The organism is Stenotrophomonas sp. YJH_SMC_101-4 (assembly GCF_059370395.1).
The window spans coordinates 281,446-303,957 of the sequence record NZ_JCAFTP010000005.1 but is presented as its reverse complement, the minus strand read 5'-3'; the positions used below and the strand labels follow the sequence as shown (position 1 = coordinate 303,957).

Genomic DNA, 22,512 nt, shown 5'->3' with positions numbered 1-22,512 from the left:
GCCGGGGTACACCGCCATGTGACCTCTGGCCGCCATCGAAAGTAGCGCTGGATGCGCTAGGCTTGCGCGCCTCTGGAACAGGAAAACACCGTCATGAAGACCCCCACCCGTACCCTTCTGGCCAGCGTGCTGCTGTGCGCCCCGCTGATTGCCAGCGCTGCACCGGCCCAGCTGACGCCCGAGCAGGCCTTCGACCTGTACGCACGCGTGCTGCTGGAAGACGACGCGGCCGCCACGCGCACGCTCAACGACGCACTGAAGCCGGCGTTCGAAGGCCAGGACGCCGTGACCCCCAACCCGGGTGCGCTGGCCAAGGCATTGGCCGAACCCTGGCAGACGGTACTGGCCAGCACCGGCGCCAAGTCCGACGCTGCGGCCACCGAAGCGCTGTATGCCAAGGCGCTGCGTGATTCGAAGTGCCGCGCGACCAAGAGCGTGGTCGAAGACAACGAATACGTTGAAGACCAGAAGCTGGCGCGGATCACCTACAGCTGCCAGCTGCCCGACCTGGGCAAGGTCCGCCCGCTGTTTGCCGCCAGTCTCGCGTCTGATGCCAGCCCGGCCGCGCGCAAGCAGTTCACCGATGCCTACACCCAGGCACTGCAGAGTGGCGTGCGCGTGCCGGTCAGCGGCACCTTCACCCTGTACCCGGCCAAGGACAACGGCTACTGGTACAGCGGTAATTTCGATGATCTGGTGGGCACCGTAGCCGGTGCGCTGGCGCCGTTCGAGGACTGGATGCAGGATGCACAGGCCGCCAGCGCGCCGAAAGTAACCGGCGTACCGGGCTGCGACCTGCTGCTGCAGCAGCACCGCGCCTGCGTGGCGAAGATCGCGCCGGAGCAGATCAGCGGCGTGGATGCGATGGCCGAGGAACTGAAGGCCAAGGCGCAGGTGCAGTCGGCCGAGGAGATGACGCAGGAGTGCAAGGCACTGCGCCCGATCGCCGAGATGATGTGGACCGACGAATGCGCGTGAGGTGGTAAGCGGTAGCGCCGGGCCATGCCCGGCGGTTCCATCCCACGACATGCGCCGGACAATGCCCGGCGCATGTCATTGCGCTACGACCGCAGCAACAAGCGGATGTCCTCACCCACCTGCCGCTGATCCACCACGTGCAGCCGCCGCTGCTGGTCCATCGCCTCGATGCCGAGGCCGGCCAGCAGCGGACGACCGTTATCGCCCAGCAGCGTGGGCGCCTGATACAGCAGCAGTTCGTCCACCCAGCCGCCGCGCAGCAAGGCACCGGCCAGCGTCGCGCCGGCTTCGGTATGCACTTCGTTGATGCCACGTTCGGCCAGCAGTGCCAGTACCGCGCCCAGGTCCAACCGCCCATCAACGCAGGGTGCGCTGGCAAATTCGGCGTCGGCCGCATCCGGTGCGCTTACTGCTGTGCCATGCAGGTACAAGGTCGGCGCCCCACCCTCGCGCACACGGCTGCATTCCAGCGAGCGCAGGCGTGAATCGAGCACCACGCGCAGCGGTGGCATCACCTCGGTATCGGCCAGGCGCACGGTCAGCATCGGGTCGTCGGCCAGCACGGTGTCGGCGCCGGTCAGGATCGCACCCGCACGTGCGCGCCAGTGCTGCACGTCTTCGCGCGCGGCCGGACCGGTAATCCACTTGGAGCTGCCATCGGCCATCGCGGTACGGCCATCCAGGCTGGCGGCCAGCTTCACCCGCAGCCACGGGCGGTTGCGCTCCACGCGCGACAGGTAACCCTTGTTGAGCTCGCGCGCCTGTGCCGCCATCAGCCCTTCGGCGACGTCGATGCCTGCATTGCGCAGCAGATCGAAGCCACCGCCATCGACCTTGGGGAACGGATCGCGCATCGCCGCGACCACACGCGACACGCCCGCTTCGATCAGTGCAAGCGCACACGGTGGTGTGCGCCCGTAGTGCGCGCAGGGTTCCAGGGTGACGTAGGCGGTGGCGCCACGGGCGTCGCTGCCGGCCTCGCGCAGCGCGAACACTTCAGCATGCGGGCCACCGGCGCGCTGGTGCCAGCCCTGCCCGACCACGCGTTCGCCATGGGCGATCACGCAGCCGACCATCGGGTTGGGGCGGGTGGTGTAGGCGGCACGCTCGGCCAGGCGCAGTGCGTTGGCCATGTGCAGGTGGTCGAGGACGGAGAACGGGGTGGTCATGCGGCCATGGTAACGCCGCCGGTGTGCATCCATGCCATCAGTGCCAACCAAGGTTGGCATCTACCAGGGAAAAGGCGGTCAGCCCTTCTTCTTCTTGGTCAGGGCAATCACGTCGCCCAGCAGCTGCAGCTGTTCGGTGCTGGACGGCAGGTCGCGTTCCAGCTTCTCGATCTCCTCGCGGAAATCGGCCACGTCCTCGAAGCTGCGGTAGACAGATGCGAAGCGCACATAGCCGACGTGGTCGAGCTTGCGCAGTTCGTTCATGACGAACTCGCCGACCTTGATCGAAGGCACTTCGCGCTCGCCGCTGATGCGCAGCTGGTGAACCACCGCACGCACGGCCGCTTCGATCTTGTCTTCGGCCACCGCACGCTTCTGCAGCGCGCGGTCGAAGCCAGCGCGGACCTTGCGCTGGTCGAACGCCTCGCGGGTGCCATCGCTCTTGACGATGGCCGGCAGCTTCAGCTCGACCGTTTCCATGGTGCTGAAGCGCTCGCCGCAGGCTTCGCATTCACGCCGACGACGGATCGTCGCGCCGTCTTCGGAGACGCGCGAGTCGATGACCCGGGTATCGGCATGTTGGCAGAAGGGGCAATGCATGGAACGCCTGGCTCAGGGAAGTACCTATTGCCACGGTCATGGCAGCGTCGCAAAGGTACCTGAGAAAGGGCCCCGCAGCAAATGCTGTCTGCGCGGAAGTGCCTGCATTTCGGCCGAACAGAGCCTCCAGCGCGGTCAGGGCTGTGCGCTCAACCGGGTGCCGGTGGCGCCGAGGCCGCGCGTGCCCAGCGCAGCCATACCAGGTGCCCGGCCATCACCAGCAACGGTGGGCCAAAGCCGAGGAAGGCCAATGTCGAGATCTCCCCGTGCTTGAAGGTGAAGTACAGCGTGGCGGCAACCACGGCCAATGCGGCCAGCCCCCCCAGCGCCAACCCCACCCAGGCGACAACCGGGGAATCGCGCAGGCCGACAAGGCCACGCCACAGGAACAGGCCGCTCAGCCACAACCACGACAGCGGGCCGATGATTCCGGCGGTCGACCACAGCAGCAACAGTGTGTGCTCGTCGCCTGTCAGGTACTTGCCATCCCATACGACCATCAGCCCCAGCACAGCACCCGTGCCGCCTGCTGCCACGGTGGGCAGGCCTGCCAGCAGGCCGGCGATCGCCATCCAGCGTTTGTGCAGACGCTCATCCATGCGTTCGATTTCCTTCCATGGGCCACGTCATGCGCGGCGTTTGATCCACACCAGCATCGCAGCCGGCACCAGCATCGACGGGCCCAGCAGCAACAGGGTGATGCCTTCGGCGTGCACGGTGACGCCCCACCACAGCGCCAGCCCCAGCGGGGGCAAGGCGGCGAGACCGCCCGCCAGCAGCATCCACCACCAGAGACGGTGCACGTGCAGCCCGGCACGCCCCTGCATCAGAAAACCCGCACTGAGCCACAACCAGGCCAGGCAGCCGGCAATGCCGGCCAGGCCCCACAGCGGCATCACCGTCACCGAGGCCAGCGTGCCATGACCGAACTGGCCCAGCCCCATCAGCAGCAGCATGGTCGCTGCCGCGCCGCCCATCACCAGGCTGGGCAGGCCAAGCAGCACCGCCAGGGCGGTGTACAGATACTTGAGGTGGCGCTCATCCATGCGCGGTTACTCCAATGCTGGGGTCAGAGCCCTTCCCTGCGGGAAGGGATCCGACCCCACTCCCCGGTCAGCCGTAGACCGGGTACTTGCGGCACTGCGCGCTGACGGCGTCGCGCACGCGGGCGATCACGGCGTCATCGTTCGGCGCGTCGAGCACGTCGGCGATCCAGTTGGCCAGGTCCACGCAGTCCTGTTCAACGTAACCCCGGGTGGTCACCGCCGGGGTACCCAGGCGCAGGCCCGAGGTCACGAACGGCGAACGCGGGTCGTTCGGCACCGAGTTCTTGTTGACGGTGATGTGCGCCTTGCCCAGCGCCGCTTCCGCGTCCTTGCCGGACACGTCCTTGCCGATCATGTCCACCAGCATCAGGTGGTTCTGGGTGCCACCGGAGACGATCTTGTAGCCGCGCGCGATGAGCGTGTTGGCCATCGCCTGGGCGTTCTTCACCACCTGCTGCTGGTAGGCCTTGAAGCCCGGTTCCAGCGCTTCCTTGAAGGCCACAGCCTTGCCGGCGATGACGTGCATCAGCGGACCACCCTGGATGCCCGGGAACACGATCGACTGCAGCTTCTTGACCAGGTCTTCGTCGGCGCCCTTGGCGACGATGATGCCGCCGCGCGGGCCGCGCAGGGTCTTGTGGGTGGTGGAGGTGACCACGTGGGCGTGCTCCAGCGGGCTGGGGTACACGCCTGCGGCGACCAGGCCGGCAACGTGGGCCATGTCCACGAACAGGTAGGCACCGACCTTGTCGGCGATGGCGCGGAAGCGCGCCCAGTCGATCACCTGCGAGTAGGCCGAGAAACCGGCCACGACCATCTTCGGCTTGTGCTCCAGGGCCAGGCGCTCGACTTCGTCGTAATCGATCAGGCCCTGGTCGTTCACGCCGTACTGCACGGCGTTGAACAGCTTGCCCGAGGCGTTGACCTTGGCACCGTGGGTGAGGTGGCCGCCGTGGGCCAGGCTCATGCCGAGGATGGTGTCACCCGGCTGCAGCAGGGCGAAGTACACGGCCTGATTGGCCTGCGAACCGCTGTGCGGCTGCACGTTGGCGTAGTCCGCGCCGAACAGCTGCTTGAGGCGATCGATCGCCAGCTGCTCGGCGATGTCCACGTATTCGCAGCCACCGTAGTAGCGCTTGCCCGGGTAGCCTTCGGCGTACTTGTTGGTCAGCTGGCTGCCCTGCGCTTCCATCACCGCCGGGCTGGTGTAGTTCTCGCTGGCGATCAGCTCGACGTGGTCTTCCTGGCGCTGGGTTTCAGCGGCGATGGCCTTGGCCAGTTCGGGATCGTAGGATTCGATGCGGACGTCACGCGGGAACATCGGGTACTCCAGCAGGCAGGGAAAAGGGGGTACGGCTCAGCCCCCGATTGTAGCCCCGCACCGGCCTGCTGGGGCCGAAACGGACGGGGCCGGCATCCCCGAAGGAATCCGGCCCCGTATGGTTTCGATTGATGTGGGGTCAGAGCCCTTTCCGTTGGAAAGGGATCCGACCCCGGCCACGATCCTCAGCGGTTGCTGAGCACGTACTGGGCGATCACCCCGGTGGCGATGGCAACCAGCAGCATGTTGCCGCGGTCATCGCGGATCCAGTGGTGCCCGTAGGGCGGGCGACGCAGGTGATAGCGCGGGTAGTCGTTCACCACATAGATCGGGCCGCGGTAATAGTCGCGGTAGCGATGGCCGACCTTCCAGCCATAGCCCGGGCCATAGGCCGGGCGGTACACCACACGCGGCGGTGCCGGGCGGTAGTAGCGGTCATGATCACGGTGCCACTCGCGGCGATCCTGGCGGTAGTCGCGCCGGGCCTCGCGGCGGTCGCGCTCCCAGTCACGGCGGTCGTGGCGCCACTCACGGCGATCCTCGCGCCATTCGCGGCGGTCGTGGTTGCGGCGATGGTCGTTGTCGGCGAACGCCGGGGCCACGGCGCCCAGCGCCAGCACAGAGGCCACGGCACTGGCCATTACTCGATTGATGCGCATGTCAGACCTCTGCTCGGGTGGGTGGTGAGCCCATATTGCGCAACCGATCTGAACCGTTTCCGGCTGGAAACGCTTCCCGTTGCAGGACTGTGACGCAGTATTCAGGCGGCGGCCAGCCCGGCGCCCCTTCCCGGGCGCGGCCCGGAACCGGTTCCGGCTATAATTGGCGGTATTCCATTTCAGTCTGTGCCCGCTGCCGCAACGGGATCTTCCCGTGACGGACCGGGCGCAGGGCCGCGCCTACGGAGACCGCATGTCCTCGCAATACATCTACACCATGAACCGCGTGTCCAAGGTGGTCCCGCCCAAGCGGCAGATCATCAAGGACATCTCGCTGTCCTTCTTCCCGGGCGCGAAGATCGGCCTGCTGGGCCTGAACGGCGCCGGCAAGTCCACCGTGCTGAAGATCATGGCCGGCGTGGACACCGATTTCGAGGGCGAAGCCCGCCCGCAGCCGGGCATCAAGGTCGGCTACCTGGCGCAGGAACCGGAGCTGGACCCGACCAAGACCGTGCGTGAAGCGGTGGAGGAAGGCGTGGGCGAAGTGCTGCAGGCCCAGGCCGCGCTGGAAGCGGTGTACGCCGCCTACGCCGAGGAAGGCGCCGACTTCGACGCGCTGGCCAAGGAACAGGAGCGCCTGGAGGCGATCCTGGCCGCTGGCGACGCACACACCCTGGAAAACCAGCTGGACGTGGCCGCCGATGCGCTGCGCCTGCCGCCGTGGGATGCCGTGGTCGGCAAGCTGTCCGGTGGTGAAAAGCGCCGCGTGGCCCTGTGCCGCCTGCTGCTGCAGAAGCCGGACATGCTGCTGCTCGACGAACCGACCAACCACCTCGACGCCGAGTCGGTGGAATGGCTGGAACAGTTCCTGGCGCGCTACACCGGCACCGTGGTGGCGGTCACCCACGATCGCTACTTCCTGGACAACGCCGCCGAATGGATCCTGGAACTGGACCGCGGCCGCGGCATTCCGTGGAAGGGCAACTACACCGACTGGCTGACCCAGAAGGACGAGCGCCTGAAGCAGGAAGACAACCAGGAAAAGGCCCGCCAGAAGGCGATCCAGAAGGAACTGGAGTGGTCGCGCCAGAACGCCAAGGGCGGCCGCACCAAGGGCAAGGCCCGTCTGGCCCGCCTGGAAGAGCTGCAGTCGGTCGATTACCAGAAGCGCAACGAGACCAATGAAATCTTCATCCCGCCGGGCGAGCGCCTGGGCAATGCGGTGATGGAGTTCAAGAACGTCTCCAAGAAGTTCGGCGACCGCCTGCTGTTCGACAACCTGAGCTTCCTGGTGCCGGCCGGCGCCATCGTCGGCATCATCGGCCCGAACGGTGCCGGTAAGTCGACCCTGTTCAAGATGATCACCGGCCAGGAAAAGCCGGATACCGGCGAGATCGTGGTCGGCCCGACCGTGAAGCTGTCCTACGTGGACCAGAGCCGCGACGCGCTGGAAGGCAACCACAACGTCTTCCAGGAAATCGCGGGCGGCCTGGACATCCTCAACATCAACGGCATCGAGATCCAGTCGCGCGCCTACATCGGCCGCTTCAACTTCAAGGGCCAGGACCAGCAGAAGATGGTCGGTTCGCTGTCCGGTGGTGAGCGTGGCCGCCTGCACATGGCCAAGACCCTGCTGCAGGGTGGCAACGTGCTGCTGCTCGACGAACCGTCCAACGACCTGGACATCGAAACCCTGCGTGCGCTGGAAGATGCGCTGCTGGAGTTCCCGGGCAACACCTTCGTCATCTCGCATGACCGCTGGTTCCTGGATCGCATCGCGACCCACATCCTGGCGTTCGAAGGCGACTCGCACGTGGAGTTCTTCCAGGGCAACTACCGCGAGTACGAAGAAGACAAGCGCCGCCGCATGGGCGACGACGCTGCGCCGAAGCGCCTGCGCTTCAAGGCGCTGAAATAAGGCAACCGGAAAGGCCGCGCTCGCGCGGCCTTTCTCCTTTCGGTAGGTCACCACCGTTGGTGGTGACGCTTCAAGGCGTACCGACCAACGGTCAGTACCCACCACCAACGGGTCGAGATTCCCCATGTCCCTGTTCGAGCGCCTGTTCCAGCTGCAGCAGCACGGCACCACCGTGCGTACCGAACTGCTGGCCGGTGTCACCACCTTCCTGACGATGTCCTACATCGTCTTCGTCAATCCCGAGATTCTCGGCACCACCGGCATGGACGCGGGCGCGGTGTTCGTGGCCACCTGCCTGGCTGCTGCACTGGGTTCGGCAGTGATGGCGCTGGCCGCCAACTTCCCGGTGGGCATGGCACCGGGCATGGGCCTGAACGCGTTCTTCGCCTTCACCGTGGTCGGTGCCGCTGGCCTGCCATGGCAACAGGCACTGGGTGCGGTGTTCATCTCCGGCCTGGTGTTCCTGGTGCTGTCGCTGACCGGCGTGCGTGCGTGGCTGGTGTCCGGCATCCCCTCGTCGCTGCGCTCGGCCATCGTGGCTGGCATCGGCCTGTTCCTGGCGATCATCGCGCTGCAGAAGTCCGGCGTGATCGTCGGCAACGAAGACACGCTGGTGGCGCTGGGCCCGTTGAACACGGCGCCGCCGCTGCTGGCGCTGGCCGGCTTCCTGCTGATCGCGGTGCTGGAAGCACGCCGCATCCGCGGTGCGATCCTGATCGGCATCCTGGCGGTGACCGGCGCGGGCTGGGCATTGGGCGATGTGCAGTACCAGGGCCTGGTTTCGTTGCCGCCGAGCCTGGCACCCACCTTCCTGCAGCTGGACCTGCCGGGCCTGCTGCACCATGACGGCGGCGCACCCATCGCCGTGCTGCTGCAGGTAGTGCTGGTGTTCGTGCTGGTGGAAGTGTTCGATGCCACCGGCACGCTGTACGGCGTGGTCGGCCGCGCCGGCCTGCTGAAGCTGCCGGGCGCGCAGAAGCGTTTCGGCCGCGCGCTGCTGGCCGACAGCACCGCGATCGTGGCTGGTTCGATGCTTGGCACCAGCAGCACCACGGCCTTTGCCGAAAGCGCCTCGGGCGTGCAGGTGGGCGGCCGTACCGGCCTGACTGCATTGGTGGTGTCGGCGCTGTTCCTGGCCGCGCTGCTGTTCTCGCCGCTTGCGGCGATGGTGCCCAGCTATGCCACCGCGCCGGCACTGCTGTTCGTGGCTGGCCTGATGCTGCGTGAGCTGGTGGAAGTGGACTGGAGCGACCTGACCGAATCGGTGCCGGCCGCGCTGTGTGCGCTGGCGATGCCGTTCACCTACTCGATTGCCAACGGCCTGGCGTTCGGCTTCATTGCGTATGCCGCGCTGAAGGCCGGTACCGGGCGTTGGCGCGAAGTGCATCCGGCGGTGTGGCTGGTGGCGGTGCTGTTCACCCTGCGCTACGCGCTGGAATAAGCGGCCGGCACTACCAGAGCACGCTTCGGCCCGCGACCGGGACTACCAGGCGCGGGGTTCACCCGCCACGCACGGCGCTCTGGGATGATGCGGGCATGGCTCGGCCCGACCTTCCCGCGGATCCGTCTTCGCCGTTGCGCCGTCGCTTGCTGCGCGCGGCAGTGCTGGCACCGTTGGCCGCTACGCTCGCCACCCTGCCCGGCTGCTCACTGCCGGTGCAGGTGGATGGCACCTTCCTGCAACCGTGGCGCAGCCACCTGCAATGGGGCCTGGCCGACTGGCAGCGATCCTTGAAGCTTGCGCATACGCTGGGCTGCCGTCAGCTGGTGCTGCAATGGACCGGCATCGTCGGTGGCAGCGACGGCGACTGGTCACTGCCCGACGGCAGCCTGCAGCAGCTGTTCACCGCTGCCAGCGAGAACGACATCCGCATCCGCGTCGGCCTGCCCTTCCAGCAACGCTGGTGGCAGGCTATCGGCGCAGACGACGCCACGCTGCAGGCCTTCCTGGCCGAGAGCCTGGCGCACGCACGCAGCTGGTTGGCACAGGCACCCTGGGCACAGCAGCCAGCCTTCGGAGGCTGGTACCTGCCCTACGAACTGGAGCAGTACCACTGGGCCGATCCGGCCCGCCAGCAATGGCTGGCGCAGTGGCTGCACGGGTTGGTGCAAGCCGCCAGCGCGCGCGGCGGTGACTGTGCGATCTCCTGTTACTTCAGCCGCCTGCAGACCGATGGCAACCTGGTCACGCTGTGGCAGGCGGTGCTGGCACAGGCCACGCTGCGGCCGATGGTGCAGGATGGCGTGGGGGTGGCCGGTGCCGGCAACGTGCAGCAGCTCCAACCGTTGCTCGATCATTTCCATGCACACGGCATCGGCTTCGATGCGATCATCGAACTGTTCCGCGAACTGCCTGGCAGCGCCGCTGATGGCAGCGGATTCAAGGGCGAAACCGCCGATGCCGCACGTATCCAGCGGCAGTTGGCATGGGCACGCGACAGCGGCGCACAGCACGTGCTGGTCTATGCACTGGAGCCATGGCTGACCCAGGACACGCCGCAGGCCGCAGCGCTGCGGCGACGCTGGGGCCTGCGTCAATAGTAGAGGATGGCGGTAGCGAACAGGCCCTTGGCGCGCTGTGTATCACCGCCACCGATCGCGAAGCGGTACTGCACGGTCAGGTCCAGGTAGGAACGCGGCGTGTTGTAGTGGTCCTCGCGGAACCCGTAACGCACGCCCACGCCCGGCCCTGCGCCAAGTGACCAGCTGCGCTGCGTATCGTTGAGCGCGAACGACTGCGCCGGGAACGGCGGATAACGGATGTCGCGCACGCGCGAGCGCTGGTCCAGCCAATCGGCACCCACCACGACATAGGGTGTGACCACCCAATGCGTCTGCCCTGCACCGAAGCGGAAACTGCGCCCGGCGCGCAGTTCACCGGCAGCGAACCACTGTTGGCGATGCAGGCGCCCATTGGCCTCACCCAGGCGCCGCACCGGCGTGCCGTTGGCATCAAGCGCGTCGAGGGTGAAGGTGGCACCATTGTCGTCCCAGGTGTATCCCCCCTGCGCGTAGCCACTGACCATCCACCACTGGTTCACATCGGTGCGCAGATCGGTGCCGTGGTAGTAGCCATAGGTCAGGTAGGACATCCAGCCGCCGGAACCACTGGCCAGCCGGTAGCGCGCCAGCGTGCTGGCTTCCAGTGGCCGGTTCAGGGCCAGCTGCAGGCGGCACTGCACTGCGGCCGATTCGGGGTAGACCTCGCCCTGGCGGGTTGCACTGCCGAGGAACTGTCGGCGCTCGATGCCAGCACTCAGACCGGTCTGGCCAAACGCGTAGCGCATGCCGAAGGACGCGATGGTGGATGGCCAGCCGGTAGTGGAACGCGAGTGACTGAGGCGCTCGGCGCGTGCACGCGCATCCGGCGTTGATTCGCCGGTGCACGGGTCCACCGCGCGGATCGATTCGTAGGTCCCGCCCTCGTCGTACAGCGTGTTGAGCAGGCGTGCGTAGAGTTCCAGCGTGCCATGCTGGTCGTTGAAGGCCGGGGGCCGCCAGAACGCTTCCAGCGTGCTGAACACCGAATCGCCGGGCGTGCTGATCGCAGCGCCGCCCACATTGGTCGCCGCCTGGCGCGCACCGCGGAAACCCGCCGAGGTGATCACGCCCCACTCGCGCGAGTAATTGGCGATGGCATTGCGTACGTTGTAGCGCTGGTGCGCATCCAGTGGCAGCTCGCCGGCATCGGCGCGATCAATGGCGCTACGCAGCAGCGTCACCGCCTGCGGATGGTCACCGTTGGCTGCGCTGGCGTAGGCCTGGTCGAGCACTACGCTTTTCGGTGCCTTTCCGGTGGCCTCGGCGGCACGGAAGTCGGCCAGTGCGCGCGCCGGTTCGTGGGCCTTCTGGTTGAGGTAGCCGCGCTGCATCAGTGCGCCCGCGTCATCAGGACGCTGCGCCAGTGCCGTATCCAGGCGCTGCCGCGCTTCGTCCTGCTGGTCACGGTTGCCCGCCGCCAGCGTGGTGGTCAGCAGGCCTTGCAGGTTCGCGTCGTCCGGTGCGAGTTGCACGGCCTGCCGCGCTTCACCGATGGCATCGGCGTAATCCTGGCGCGCGTAGGCAGCGTAGGCACGCTGTGCGGCACCGCCATCCCCCTGCAGGTCGGCCGGCACCAGTTCGCAGACGTTGCCGCTGTCCCCGGACGGGCAGTGCTGGACCGGTGCCGGGTAGGCCTCGGCGCTGATGCGGGGAGGCTCGCGACTGGCACGGGTCGCCCGGCTGCGCTGCGCGATGCCCTGCTGCAGCAGCTGCCGTGTCCGTGCATCGCCTTCACCTGCCGGTAGCGCCGCCTGCAACGGTGCCAGCAGTGCAGCTGCGCGTACCCGATCACCTGCGGCCAGCGCCGCATCCACTGCCAGCAGTCGCACGTTGCGCTGCTGCGCGGTTGATCCCGGCGTGGCAAGCGCGGCATCGAAATCCTCATTGGCCCGCAGCGTACTGCCCTGGCGCTGGCGCAGGTAGCCACGCATCACCCGGGCATTGAGATCGTTGGCGTCCACCTGCAATGCCTGATCAGCACTGTGCTCAGCGTCGGCCAGCTGATCGCCCTGCAGCTGCGCGGTGATCAGCAGCAACCGGTATGAAGCAACGTCGGGTGCCAGTTCCACGGCGGCGTGCGCCTGCTCAATGGCGGCGGCATCCTCGCCTGCGGACAGCGATTGATAGGCCAGCTGGGCTTGCAGCAGCGCGCGTTGGCGGCCCAGTGTCACGCGCCGCGCGCGCAGCGCTTCGACATTCGGTGCGCCCAGCTGCAGCGCGGTGCCGATGGCGGCGTCGGCCTGTTCGGGCTGTTGCTGTGCCTCCAGCGCCGCCACCCACAGCAGGGCCCATGCGCCCTGTTTCGGCTGCTGCCGGAACGCCTGTTCGGCCTTGCTGGCGGCGATGCCCATCTGCCCGGCGTCGTAGGCCGCATAGGCTTCGGTTGCCAGCATGTAGGCCTGCCGGTTGTTGCGGTCGGCCACCGTTGCGGGTGCGCGCGGTACGGCTGTGCTACGCGCTGCACCTGTGGTCGTCCTGGGCGCAGCGGCCGCCAGCGCCGGCAAGGCCGGATCCTTCATCCCCGCGTCCAGCGCACGGCGCGCCTGCTGCTGCGCTTCTGCGCCACGACCAAGCTTCTGCAGCGCATAGATCTGCAGCAGGCGCAGCCGCACCACGTCCGGGCGCAGCCGGATCGCTTCGCTGGACTGCCGGTAGGCCGTGGGGTAATCGCCACGTTCATAGGCAGCAAACGCCTGCTCGGCGATGCGGTAGGCCGCACCGGACAGCGGCAGTGGCACCTCGGCCTGCGCCATCACCGGCGCGGCGGCCGTGGCCAGTGCCACGGCAATGACGGTGGACAGCAGCGTGGTCTTCATGCCGGCAAGGCTCCGGGCGGCGGCGACTGCAGCGTGGCCGCACGCCGGCGCTGCTCCTGCATGGCCTGGGCCACGGCCTCCTCGGTGGTGATGCCCTGCTTGACCAGGTAGTCGCCGATGCGACCGTCGCGCTGCGGCATGTAGTCGTCCAGTGCGATCTCGAAGCGTACGTGATCGATCAGGCGCATTTCCACCAGCAGGTCGCCCAGCAGGGGCACGTTGTCCAGGTGCCACTGCCGTTCGCCACCGATCAGGCGCAGGCCCGCGTTGATCTCGCTTTCGCGGGCAATGCTCTGTTCGATGTGCTCGCTGCGCGTTTCCTGCTTCAGCAATGCCACGGCGTCCTCGGGCAGCGGACTGGCCACGGCCAGCCGCAGGGTGCCTTCCTGGCGCGGCGGCAGCGGCAGCATGCGCCATTGCACGCAGGCATCGGCACTGACCGGGAACTGGCAGGCACGCAGGTAATCCACGTCGATCACCGCGCGTGGCAGGTCGCCCTGGAAGGCGATGGCCTCGGCCAGGGTCTCGTCATCCAGCCAGCCCTGGGTGAGCAGGATGCGGCCCAGCGGTTGCTGGCGGCCTGCCTGCTGCTGGTCCAGCGCCTGCTGCAGGCGTTCGGGTTCCACCGCCTGCCAGGTGGTCAACAGCTCGCCCAGCTGCTTGCGGGTCTGCACCAGCTGCGCCGCATCGGGGAAGTCGTGCATGGTCTTGTCCCAGACCATGCGCTTGCCGAACAGCAGGTAGGCCAGGAACACCTTCCAGGCTCGGGCGGTGGCCATGAAATTGATCATGTTGCCGACCACCATGCGCGGGATCGACATCAACGCATGCTCCCAGCCGTACAACCGGTTGACGAAATAGAAGCGCTGCACGACCCGGGTCGCCAGCGCTGCGGTGGTCAGCAGCGCGACATTCATCTGCCAGGTACCGGCCTGGAACACGCTGGGAAACTGCATCGTCCACAGCCCGGTCATCTTCAACAGCCAGAACAGCAGCAGCTGCAGGAAGATGATGTAGGCGATGATGCTGACGAACGAGGTGATGATGCCCTTGCGGTCGCGCGCCAGCAGGTACTTGGTGGCCAGTGATCCACGCCAGCCCAGCGACTCCCAGCTCTGCAGGCCGATGCCCAGCACCCACCGCGCCTTCTGCCGGTACGAGGCACGGAAGTTGTCGGGGAAGTACTCGCGCACGCACAGCGCCATCTGCTGGGTACGCTCGCGCACCGGCCCCCAGCCGAACCATGACGGACGGCGCACGCGGAACTGCACCGGGAAGCGGGCGAAGATCGACTGCATGCCCATCGCCGCCAGCCGCGCACCGACGTCGTAATCCTCGGTGAGGCTGTCGGTATTGAAGGGCTGGTTGTCGGTCTGCGCGCTCAGCGCCAGCAGCGCGCGCCGCGAGAAGCAGGTACCGACGCCCGCGGAGGGCACCATGCCGGACACGCTCTCGCGTACCACCAGATCCTTGGCGTGCCACTCGGCGAACTCGTCCATGTAGACGCCGGCCACCAGTTCGTACCACTCGCGGTCCAGCGAGGTGACCGGCAACTGGATCATGTCCTTGCGTGGCAGCAGGTAGTTGTAGAAGCGCAGTTCCATCGGGTGCAGCACGTCCTCGCTGTCGTGCAGGATCACGCCGGCGAATTCAATGTCGTGGCGCTTCTCGTAATCGAAGATGGCCAGGATCAACCAGTTCAGGCAGTCGGCCTTGCTGGTCGGCCCGTCGTGCGGCACCTCCACGCGGCGCAGGCGCCTGTAGCGGCGGCGCATGCGCTCCACTTCATCGATGGTCTGCTGGTCGTTGGGATAGGTGCCGACGAACACGACGTACTCGCGGTAGTCGAGCACGTTGATCATGTTCTCCACCATCTGCGCGATGACGTCGTATTCCATCCACGCCGGCACCATGATCGCCAGCGGCTGTTGCGGCCGCTGCATCAGGTCTTCCTGGGTCAGCGGCCGGTACGCTTCGCGACGCTTGATGGTGAGCGCGCGCCAGCTCTCGCGCACCCAGTACCAGACATCGATGAACAGGTCATCGAGGCTGGAGATCAGGATCAGCACGGCCACCGCCGCCGCCGTGGTTTCCAGGGCGGCGTAATAGTTGGCCAGCTGGATGTTCCAGAACAGACCGTCCACGGTGAATCAGTGCCCTGTGTTGGCGGACTTGCGGCGGCGCACCTGGGTGACGCGGGCGGCCAGCAGCGCGAACACGATCACGCCGACCAGCAGCAGCAACCAGACCATGTGCCGTTCCCACTTCGATTGCGGATTGCCATCCTGGGCAACGCGGCTTCCGTAAGGATCCTGGCGATCGAACTCGCGCACGGCATCAGTGCCGTCGAGCACCGCAAGATCACCGCGCAGCAGCCGGAACGGTGCGCCGAACGACGGTGCCTGCGCGCCCAGGTCGCTGTACAGCACCCCGAGCTGGCCGCCGGAGGTGCCGACCTGCACCACTGCGGCGCGATCCAGGCCGCCGACATCCAGCAGCGGCTGCGGCTTCCCGCCGATCAGCAGGTGGCCGTCCTTCAGGCCGGCCACATCAACACCCGACGGCGCCACACCGAAGGCCAGCCACGGCGTACCCGGGCTGACCGCCGCACCGGCATCGACCACCTTCAGCACCGACGCCTCCGGCGAGGCGCCCACTGCACTGGCCACCGCGATCACCTTGCGCAGCGATGCCGGCGCATCCTGCAGCCACGTGGCGGGCACGAACACCTGGTTGCCGCGTGACAACTGGCTGCTGGCACCGACGAAATCACTGCTCAGCGCACGCTTGGCCAGGGTCAGGTGGCTGCTGGGCAGGATCGAGACCGGATAGGCGGTGGCCGGATCGTGGCAATAGGGGCGTGCCGGCTGGCGCAGGAAGCTGACGCGGATCTCGTTGCGCGCCGACAGCGCATAGGCCGGCACCTTGGCCACCAGCCGCTGCGGCTGGCCGTTGGCCGACAACACCTTGCCCCCCAGCAGGTAATCGTTGAAATGGATCGTGGCCACCGCGCCCTGCCCGGCCGCGTTGGGGGCCGCCGAGACGTCGATCACCACCTCTTCGGGCAGGCGCCCATCGGCCGACAGCGCGCCGAGGTCGAAGGTGGCACTGCGGTCCGCGCGGGTGACGACATCCATCGTGCCGGCGATGTTGCCGAGCCGGCTCAGCAGCACCTGGTCACCGTCCAGCTTCGGCGTGCCCGCTGCGCTGACCTGCAGGCTGCGGCCCAGCGCATAGCTGCGCCACTGTTCGGCGAACAACCCGGCGACCTTGCCCGCCGCCGCCGGGTCGACCACCAGCGTCGGACGGCCGGCAACGGCCACCACGCTGACCGAGGCGCTGGTCGCGGGCTTTTCCAGGCCACCCATGTCGGTACCGCGCCACGCGGCGAACGCCGTGCCCGCGTCGGCGCCAGTGGTGGCAACCTGTGCGGCCAGCGCATCCAGCGCCGCGCGCACGCCGGCCCGCAGCGCATCACTGCCGATCATCACATCGGCGGCCAACGGCCCGCTGTCCCGCAGCGACAGCAGCGCACCGACTTCGGCCAGATCCTTGATCGCGTATGCCCGCTCGCCCGCGGCCAGCGCGGCATAGGCCGGCACGCCCTGCAGGCTGGCCGGGATGCTGATGCCGGTCAGGTCGACACGGTCACCAACCTTGGGCAGCGCCACCACCTGCACCTGCTTGCCACCGGCCTGCAACGCGGTACCGATGCGCCAGGCCGCATCGTAGGCGGGCGCCTGCAGTGCCTTGCCATCCACCAGCAGGCGCACCTGCGGGGGCAGCGCGCCCCACGCCTTGGCCACGGTATCCACGGCGCGGCCGTCGAAGCGGTAGCTGAAACGCGAGTCCGGCGACAGCCGCAGCACGTTGGCCGGCGCGCTCTGGTCGGCACATTGGTAGTCGGACACGATCGACCACCAGCCGACGCCGACCCGCACGAAGCCGTTCTGGCGGGGTTCGCCATCGATGGCCAGCAGCTGGCTGGCATCGCCCTGGGCATCGGTGATCGAGCGCGCGGCGATTGGATCGCCATCCACCGACCACAAGCCCGAGGTACGCCCAGCGTGCCCGCGTACATAGCGCCCATCGAGCTGCAGCTGTGCATCGCGGGTGGCAACGCCAGCCGGCACCGGCAGGTAGACCTCGCGCTGGCTCTCCTGCCCGCTGAGCACCAGCGGTTGGCGGAAACCGAGTTCGCGCAGGGTCATCTGCCGGTTGACCGTGCTGTCGCCGCTCCATTCGGCGAACTGGCCGGCGACGCTGTCGGCGGCATGGGCACTGCCAACCACGCCCGACAGGACGAACGCGGCGGCGGATGCAAGCAGGGGAGAGCGGCCGGTCTGGGTCATGGCGTCACTTCGCGTGGATGGGAGTGGGCGGCACCGCCGCTGCGGAGGCCAGGCGAGAATTCGGGAAGGGGCGTGCCACGCAGCGCGGCGACGATGCGCGCGCTGGCACGGCCATCGCCGTAAGGGCTGGCATCGGGATCGAAGTGGGTCGGGTGCGGTGGTTGTGCCAGTGCCGCATTGACCGCCTCGACAATGCGCGAAGGCGTGGTGCCGACCAGCGTCACCACACCGGCCTCGACCGCCTCCGGGCGTTCGGTGACGTCGCGCATGACCAGCACGGGCTTGGCCAGCGCCGGCGCTTCTTCCTGCACGCCCCCAGAGTCGGTGAGGATGACGTCGGCGCGCTGCATCAGGCGCACGAAGCGCAGGTAATCCTGCGGCGGCACCAGGTGCACGTTGTCGAGATGGCCGAGGTGGGCGTTGACCGGGCCCTGCACGTTCGGGTTGAGATGCACCGGGTACAGCACCTGCAGGTCCGGCCGCCGGGCCAGCTCGGCCAGCGCGCGGCAGATGTCCTCGAAGCCCTGGCCGAAGCTCTCACGGCGGTGGCCAGTGACCAGCAGCAGGCGACGATCGGGATCAAGCATATGGAAGGGTTCGTCAGCCCGCGCACGCAGCGCCGGGGCGGCATCCAGGCGCTCCACGGTCTGCTGCAGGGCATCGATGACGGTGTTGCCGGTGACCAGGATCTGCCCGCCCAGGTGTTCACCGGCCAGGTTGGCGCGCGAGCTGGGCGTGGGCGCGTACAGCTGGTGGCCGACCACATCGATCACCCGCCGGTTCATTTCCTCCGGCCACGGCCGGTTGATGTCACCGGTGCGCAGTCCGGCCTCGACATGGCCGATCGGAATGCGGTGGTGGAACGCGGCCAGCGCGGCGGTCATCGCCGTGGTGGTATCGCCGTGCACCAGCACCCTGTCCGGACGGACCTGCGTGTACAGCGCGTCAAGCCGCTCGAACAGCTTCGCGCACAAGCCATTGAGGGTCTGGTTGGGGACCATGACATCGAGGTCATGGTCGGCGGTGATCTCGAACAGCGACATCACCTGGTCCAGCATTGCCCGGTGCTGGCCGGTGATGCAGACCACCGATTCGATATCCGCAGCCTCGCCCAGGGCACGCACCAGCGGCCCCATCTTGATCGCTTCCGGTCGCGTGCCGAACACCGACAGGACCTTCACCGCAGCGCTCCGGACGGACGGCGCGAGGAAATGCCAGGAGCTGTAGCCACGTCTGGATCCTTTCGGCGTTCCCGTCCAACACCCGCAGGCAGGAGACGGTCACCTCATGAGGAAACTCCAAAATCGCGACGTACATCACATTCGAATGATGGTACGCGCGTCGTGGCATTGATCTTCATCGTTGGAAGATCAAGACGCAGTCAACGCCGCCCGCGGAACGGGCGACGTTGCAGTGAAACGCAGCAGTGGCCGCAGCCTGGGACCGCCTTACTCGTACTGGATGGTGAACGTGGCCTGGCCGTTCGCGACACCGGCGCCGACCGTGCCGGCCTGGGTCTGCACATAGCGCGCGCGCAGCGGCAGCGCCATGACGCTGGTGCCCGGCGCGGTGGTGCCGACGTTGATGGTCTGGCCGAAGCGGACTTCGCGCTCGGTGGTGCCGTCACGCTGGACCATCTGGATGCCGATGCGGGTGGCGCTGTTGCTGGCGGCGCTCAGCTTCAGCACGCCCGGCATGTTCGAGCTGTCCTGGTCGGCATCCAGGCGGATGCCGATCTTGCTCTGGTAGGCCGCAACATTGCTGCCCTGGCAGTTCAGGCGGATCTCGAAGTCACGATTGACCGCCTTGGAACCGACACCGGTGAAGCTGGTGTTGGGCACACTGCCGAAGTCGACGGCGATGTTCCGGCTGCCGGCCTGCACTTCGCAGGTCGGGCTGACCACGGTGGTGCCCGAGCCCTTGAAGGTCGAGGTCAGCACCGGACGACTGGCGCCATCACCGTCGAAGTAATAGGTGGTGAAGCGACCGTTCGGCGCGATCACGCCCGAGCCGGTCTGCGCGGCGGTCTTGATCAGCTGGATGCGGAAGGTGCCGCCGATCAGCGAGATGGTGGCGTTGCCGGCAAAGTTGATGGAGTGCGGATAGTAGGTCTGGATGGCGCCGGAATCGCGGAACAGGCGGATGCCCACGCCCGCAACGTCGGTTTCATACACATTGGAGAACCCGGCGACCGGCCGACGCTGCGCTGCGTTGACGTACTCGCCGATGGAACGGCCACCGGACCAGTCGCAGCGCGCGACGCTGTTCTGCTGGGTGATCGATTCGCTGATTTCCTTGATCACGCCACCGACCGGCGTGCTGGGCAGGATCACGATCTGGCCCATGTCCATGGTCACGTCCTGCGCGGTGAACCAGCTGGACTGGATGCGGCACGACGCACTGGCCTGCTGCGCCAGCAACACACCACCGAGCACGGCCACGGCAGCCAGCGCCTTGCGGCCTCGGGAAGAAATCATCGGCATGCTGCCTCCAGCGGGATGAAGCCGGTCTTGGACGCATCGGCGCCCGCCGGAACCTGGTAATCGACGGTGCAGCGCTGGTCGGCGCCTGCGCCCCATTCCACCAGCAGGCGGCCCTGGTTCTTTTCACTGCGCACGTACAGGCGGCCGCCCTGGCTGACCATGCCCACCGGCTGGCCCTGCTCGTCCTTGACCTGCGCACCGAACGGCATGGTGCGACCATCCGGGTTGCGCACCTGGATCAGCAGCGCGTTGCCCTTGCGGGTATCAAAGCGCAGGTAGCTGATGGCACCGGCGAACGGCGCGATCGACTGGCTGGTGCTTTCCAGCTCGACGTCGTGGGCCATGCCCTGCGGGTCGAGGGTGACGGTGTTGAGGCGGTACGGCGACACGTACGGCACCACGGCATAGCCGCGGCCATCGACGCGCAGGCCCGGGGCGTTGCTGACGATCGCATCGCGCGCGCCCGGTGCTTCCACCAGCACCATGGTGTCGCCACGCTGCGGGGTGAAGGTGAAACCACCCGGATGCACGACCACGCTGCCATTGGCACCCACCGAAGCCTGACGGAAGTCACGCGAGTGGCTGTAGCTGGCGTTCAATGCGGAATAGCGGCTGCGGTATTCGACGTTGCCGATCGCGGTGGTGCTGCCCTCGCGGGAATCGGACAGGGCCGCGCCATAGCTGAAGTTGTTGTCGACACCGGCCGAACCGGTGATGCCAACGCGGCTGTTGTCGTAGCCCCCGCGGTCGCGCACGCCAAGATCAGCACTGAACGACACAGGGTGGGTACCACGGCCCAGCGGCACGCTCATCGACAGCAGGTACTGGGTATCCGAGCGGCCGAGTACGCCCTCTTCGGTGCGCAGCGCCGAGAAGCCGTAGTTCACCGAACGCCAGGCGTTGTTGTAGCCGACCTGGTACTGCTTGGAGGTGCCGGAACGGTCGTAGAAGTCGCGCACCGAGCCGGTCACGTACAACGCGCCCCCCCGACGGCCCAACGGCTGGTTCAGGGTCACCTGGAACTGGCTGCGCTGGCGACCACGGGTGGTCGGATCGATGCCGCGCTTGTCCGAATCACGGCCATACAGCGCATCCTGCAGGCTGTAGAAGCCTTCGGTCGAATAGCGGTAGGCGGCCAGGGTCAGGTTGGTCCCGGTCTCGCCGATCATGTTGCTGTAGCTCAAGCGCACGCTGGCACCGGTGTGGTTGCCGTAGTGGTCGAACGTCGTACGTGCGTGGGTGACGTCGGCGGCGAACGCGCCAACCGGCGTGGACAGGCCGACGCCGTACAGCAGCGACAGGTAGCCGTCGCTCAGTGCACTGCCGCCGTACAGGGTCAGCTGGTTGCCGATACCGCGCTGGTAGGTGCCCTGCACCAGCCACGGCTCATCGGCCAGCAGCTTGTTGCGCACCTGGCCGGCGGTCAGCGAGTAACGCGACACGCCTTCGCGCAGCATCTGCGGCACCGAACCGAACGGCACCTTGAATTCGCGGCGGCGGCCATCGGCCTCGATCACGCTCACTTCCAGATCGCCGCCGTAGCCCGTCGGGTACAGGTCGTCGATGACGAAGCTGCCCGGCGACACGGTGGAGGAGTAGATCAGCTGCTCGTTCTGGCGCACTTCGATGCGTGCATTGGTCTCGGCGATGCCGCGCACGACCGGCGCGTAGCCGCGCAGCGAATCGGGCAGCATGCGGTCGTCGCTGGCCAGGCTGGCACCGCGGTAACCGATCGAGTCGAACAGTTCACCGGTGGTGTAGGCCTCACCGATGGTGAGCATGCCGCGCACCTGCGGGATGCCGCGCTGCGCATAGGTGGCGATGCTCTGCCAATGGCGGCCGTCACCCTCGGTCCAGGTCAGGTTGGAGTCGTGGCGGAACTGCCAGCCACCCAGGTTCATGCCGGCGTTGAGGCCGAGGTAGGCACTGCGGTTGCGCTGGCCACCTTCGACACGGCTGTCGCTGTCGATGGCATTGAAGCTGTAGCCGACGAAGCCGGCATTGATGCCGCGGTCCCACAGCGCCGGGTTGACGTAGCCGCGTGCCTCACGGCGCAGGAACACCTGCGGGATGCTGAGGTCGTAGCGCAGGTTGCCGCTGTCATAGACACCATAGGCATTGGCCATGCGCTGCTGGACCGGCACGCAGCTGGTCTTGTCGGTCGGCACGGACGGATCCTGCTGCAGCAGCACGGCTTCGCTGTCCACGCCCATTTCTTCCAGCATCGGCAGCGGCAGGCAGGCGTCGACACGGCCCTGCGCATCGGCCTTGAACTGCAGATCGCGACGGCCCTGCCAGGCACCGTTGACGTAGACGTCGACACGATAGTTGCCGGCCACCATCGGGTTGCCGTTGCTGAAGGCCGCCAGGTCGACCTGCTTGGCCTGGCCAGACAGGAAGCTGGAATTGAACTGGGCCGACTCCGGTGCGCGCGCATTGGCCGCACCACTCTGCGCCATCAGCGCCTGTTCGCCGAGATTGGCCGGGGCAGCCAGCGCCCATCCTGGGCAGGCCACGCCAGCAACCAGCAGGCAAAGCGCCTGATGGATCGACAATGTCAATCTGTTTCCGATCACACTGACATTCCTTCAATTCGCCGCACAGCGGCGGTGGCGGGATGCGCAGGCCA

General features: G+C 67.3%; 16 protein-coding genes. 4 read left to right on the top strand and 12 right to left on the bottom strand.

The annotated features are described in order from the left end of the window. Positions 1-93 precede the first annotated feature (93 nt). A complete protein-coding gene (locus AC5P8D_RS17855; RefSeq protein ID WP_262102796.1) occupies positions 94-978 on the top strand; it encodes a hypothetical protein in 885 nt (294 codons plus the stop codon). Between the two features lie 83 nt (positions 979-1,061). Here AC5P8D_RS17855 and ribD read toward each other — a convergent pair whose 3' ends face one another. From ribD to AC5P8D_RS17825, 6 genes are all read right to left on the bottom strand, one after another. Further along, entirely contained in the window at positions 1,062-2,147 is a 1,086-nt protein-coding gene (ribD, locus tag AC5P8D_RS17850) for a bifunctional diaminohydroxyphosphoribosylaminopyrimidine deaminase/5-amino-6-(5-phosphoribosylamino)uracil reductase RibD (RefSeq protein WP_191850632.1), read from the bottom strand. A 78-nt stretch (positions 2,148-2,225) separates the two neighbouring features. Continuing rightward, the gene (gene nrdR / locus AC5P8D_RS17845) at positions 2,226-2,747 is read right to left on the bottom strand and encodes a transcriptional regulator NrdR (protein ID WP_004143350.1); all 522 of its coding nucleotides are present in this window, start codon (positions 2,745-2,747) and stop codon (positions 2,226-2,228) included. 149 nt (positions 2,748-2,896) lie between these two features. Then, a complete protein-coding gene (locus AC5P8D_RS17840) occupies positions 2,897-3,346 on the bottom strand; it encodes a hypothetical protein (RefSeq protein ID WP_495203544.1) in 450 nt (149 codons plus the stop codon). 27 nt (positions 3,347-3,373) lie between these two features. Then, on the bottom strand, positions 3,374-3,793 hold the full coding sequence (locus AC5P8D_RS17835; protein WP_043397885.1) for a hypothetical protein: 420 nt from the start codon (positions 3,791-3,793) through the stop codon (positions 3,374-3,376). A gap of 67 nt (positions 3,794-3,860) precedes the next feature. Further along, positions 3,861-5,114 carry a serine hydroxymethyltransferase gene (glyA, locus tag AC5P8D_RS17830; RefSeq protein ID WP_010481990.1) on the bottom strand — a complete coding sequence of 418 codons (1,254 nt, stop codon included), beginning with the start codon at positions 5,112-5,114 and terminating at the stop codon, positions 3,861-3,863. Positions 5,115-5,299: 185 nt separating this feature from the next. Next, positions 5,300-5,773 (bottom strand): RcnB family protein, encoded by a 474-nt coding sequence (locus tag AC5P8D_RS17825; protein ID WP_019338039.1) that lies wholly within the window; start codon positions 5,771-5,773, stop codon positions 5,300-5,302. A gap of 253 nt (positions 5,774-6,026) precedes the next feature. Between AC5P8D_RS17825 and ettA the strand changes: the two genes are divergently transcribed. From ettA to AC5P8D_RS17810, 3 genes are all read left to right on the top strand, one after another. Then, entirely contained in the window at positions 6,027-7,691 is a 1,665-nt protein-coding gene (ettA, locus tag AC5P8D_RS17820) for an energy-dependent translational throttle protein EttA (RefSeq protein ID WP_010481992.1), read from the top strand. Between the two features lie 124 nt (positions 7,692-7,815). Further along, complete coding sequence (locus AC5P8D_RS17815) at positions 7,816-9,132, top strand: NCS2 family permease (RefSeq protein ID WP_005408048.1); 1,317 nt, start codon at positions 7,816-7,818, stop codon at positions 9,130-9,132. Between the two features lie 95 nt (positions 9,133-9,227). Further along, on the top strand, positions 9,228-10,232 hold the full coding sequence (locus AC5P8D_RS17810; RefSeq protein WP_329841026.1) for a DUF4434 domain-containing protein: 1,005 nt from the start codon (positions 9,228-9,230) through the stop codon (positions 10,230-10,232). Here the strand turns inward: AC5P8D_RS17810 and AC5P8D_RS17805 are convergent. The 6 genes from AC5P8D_RS17805 to AC5P8D_RS17780 all read right to left on the bottom strand — a co-directional run bounded on the left by AC5P8D_RS17805 (position 10,226) and on the right by AC5P8D_RS17780 (position 22,438). Further along, a complete protein-coding gene (locus AC5P8D_RS17805; protein ID WP_495203543.1) occupies positions 10,226-13,048 on the bottom strand; it encodes an NfrA family protein in 2,823 nt (940 codons plus the stop codon). The two genes, AC5P8D_RS17810 and AC5P8D_RS17805, sit on opposite strands and share 7 nt — an antisense overlap. After that, entirely contained in the window at positions 13,045-15,192 is a 2,148-nt protein-coding gene (locus AC5P8D_RS17800) for a glycosyl transferase family protein (protein WP_495203542.1), read from the bottom strand. The genes AC5P8D_RS17805 and AC5P8D_RS17800 overlap by 4 nt, the downstream gene beginning before the upstream one ends. Positions 15,193-15,198: 6 nt before the next feature. Next, positions 15,199-17,400, bottom strand: coding sequence for a hypothetical protein (locus AC5P8D_RS17795; RefSeq protein ID WP_329841024.1), 2,202 nt, complete (start codon positions 17,398-17,400; stop codon positions 15,199-15,201). Further along, positions 17,397-18,581: a non-hydrolyzing UDP-N-acetylglucosamine 2-epimerase gene (wecB, locus tag AC5P8D_RS17790; RefSeq protein ID WP_043397864.1), complete on the bottom strand. Its 1,185-nt coding sequence runs from the start codon at positions 18,579-18,581 to the stop codon at positions 17,397-17,399. The genes AC5P8D_RS17795 and wecB overlap by 4 nt, the downstream gene beginning before the upstream one ends. 267 nt (positions 18,582-18,848) lie before the next feature. Next, positions 18,849-19,883, bottom strand: a complete 1,035-nt coding sequence (locus AC5P8D_RS17785; RefSeq protein WP_043397861.1) for a fimbrial protein — start codon at positions 19,881-19,883, stop codon at positions 18,849-18,851. Then, positions 19,874-22,438, bottom strand: a complete 2,565-nt coding sequence (locus tag AC5P8D_RS17780; RefSeq protein ID WP_049453383.1) for a fimbria/pilus outer membrane usher protein — start codon at positions 22,436-22,438, stop codon at positions 19,874-19,876. The genes AC5P8D_RS17785 and AC5P8D_RS17780 overlap by 10 nt, the downstream gene beginning before the upstream one ends. Positions 22,439-22,512: the final 74 nt, after the last annotated feature.

Coding starts and splice junctions, on each gene's coding strand:
- AC5P8D_RS17825 (WP_019338039.1), bottom strand. CDS start 5,773: ATGCGCATCAATCGAGTAATGGCCAGTGCCGTGGCCTCTGTGCTGGCG.
- AC5P8D_RS17840 (WP_495203544.1), bottom strand. CDS start 3,346: ATGGATGAGCGTCTGCACAAACGCTGGATGGCGATCGCCGGCCTGCTG.
- AC5P8D_RS17795 (WP_329841024.1), bottom strand. CDS start 17,400: ATGACCCAGACCGGCCGCTCTCCCCTGCTTGCATCCGCCGCCGCGTTC.
- AC5P8D_RS17835 (WP_043397885.1), bottom strand. CDS start 3,793: ATGGATGAGCGCCACCTCAAGTATCTGTACACCGCCCTGGCGGTGCTG.
- ettA (WP_010481992.1), top strand. CDS start 6,027: ATGTCCTCGCAATACATCTACACCATGAACCGCGTGTCCAAGGTGGTC.
- AC5P8D_RS17785 (WP_043397861.1), bottom strand. CDS start 19,883: ATGCCGATGATTTCTTCCCGAGGCCGCAAGGCGCTGGCTGCCGTGGCC.
- AC5P8D_RS17815 (WP_005408048.1), top strand. CDS start 7,816: ATGTCCCTGTTCGAGCGCCTGTTCCAGCTGCAGCAGCACGGCACCACC.
- AC5P8D_RS17855 (WP_262102796.1), top strand. CDS start 94: ATGAAGACCCCCACCCGTACCCTTCTGGCCAGCGTGCTGCTGTGCGCC.
- AC5P8D_RS17810 (WP_329841026.1), top strand. CDS start 9,228: ATGGCTCGGCCCGACCTTCCCGCGGATCCGTCTTCGCCGTTGCGCCGT.
- glyA (WP_010481990.1), bottom strand. CDS start 5,114: ATGTTCCCGCGTGACGTCCGCATCGAATCCTACGATCCCGAACTGGCC.
- nrdR (WP_004143350.1), bottom strand. CDS start 2,747: ATGCATTGCCCCTTCTGCCAACATGCCGATACCCGGGTCATCGACTCG.
- AC5P8D_RS17805 (WP_495203543.1), bottom strand. CDS start 13,048: ATGAAGACCACGCTGCTGTCCACCGTCATTGCCGTGGCACTGGCCACG.
- ribD (WP_191850632.1), bottom strand. CDS start 2,147: ATGACCACCCCGTTCTCCGTCCTCGACCACCTGCACATGGCCAACGCA.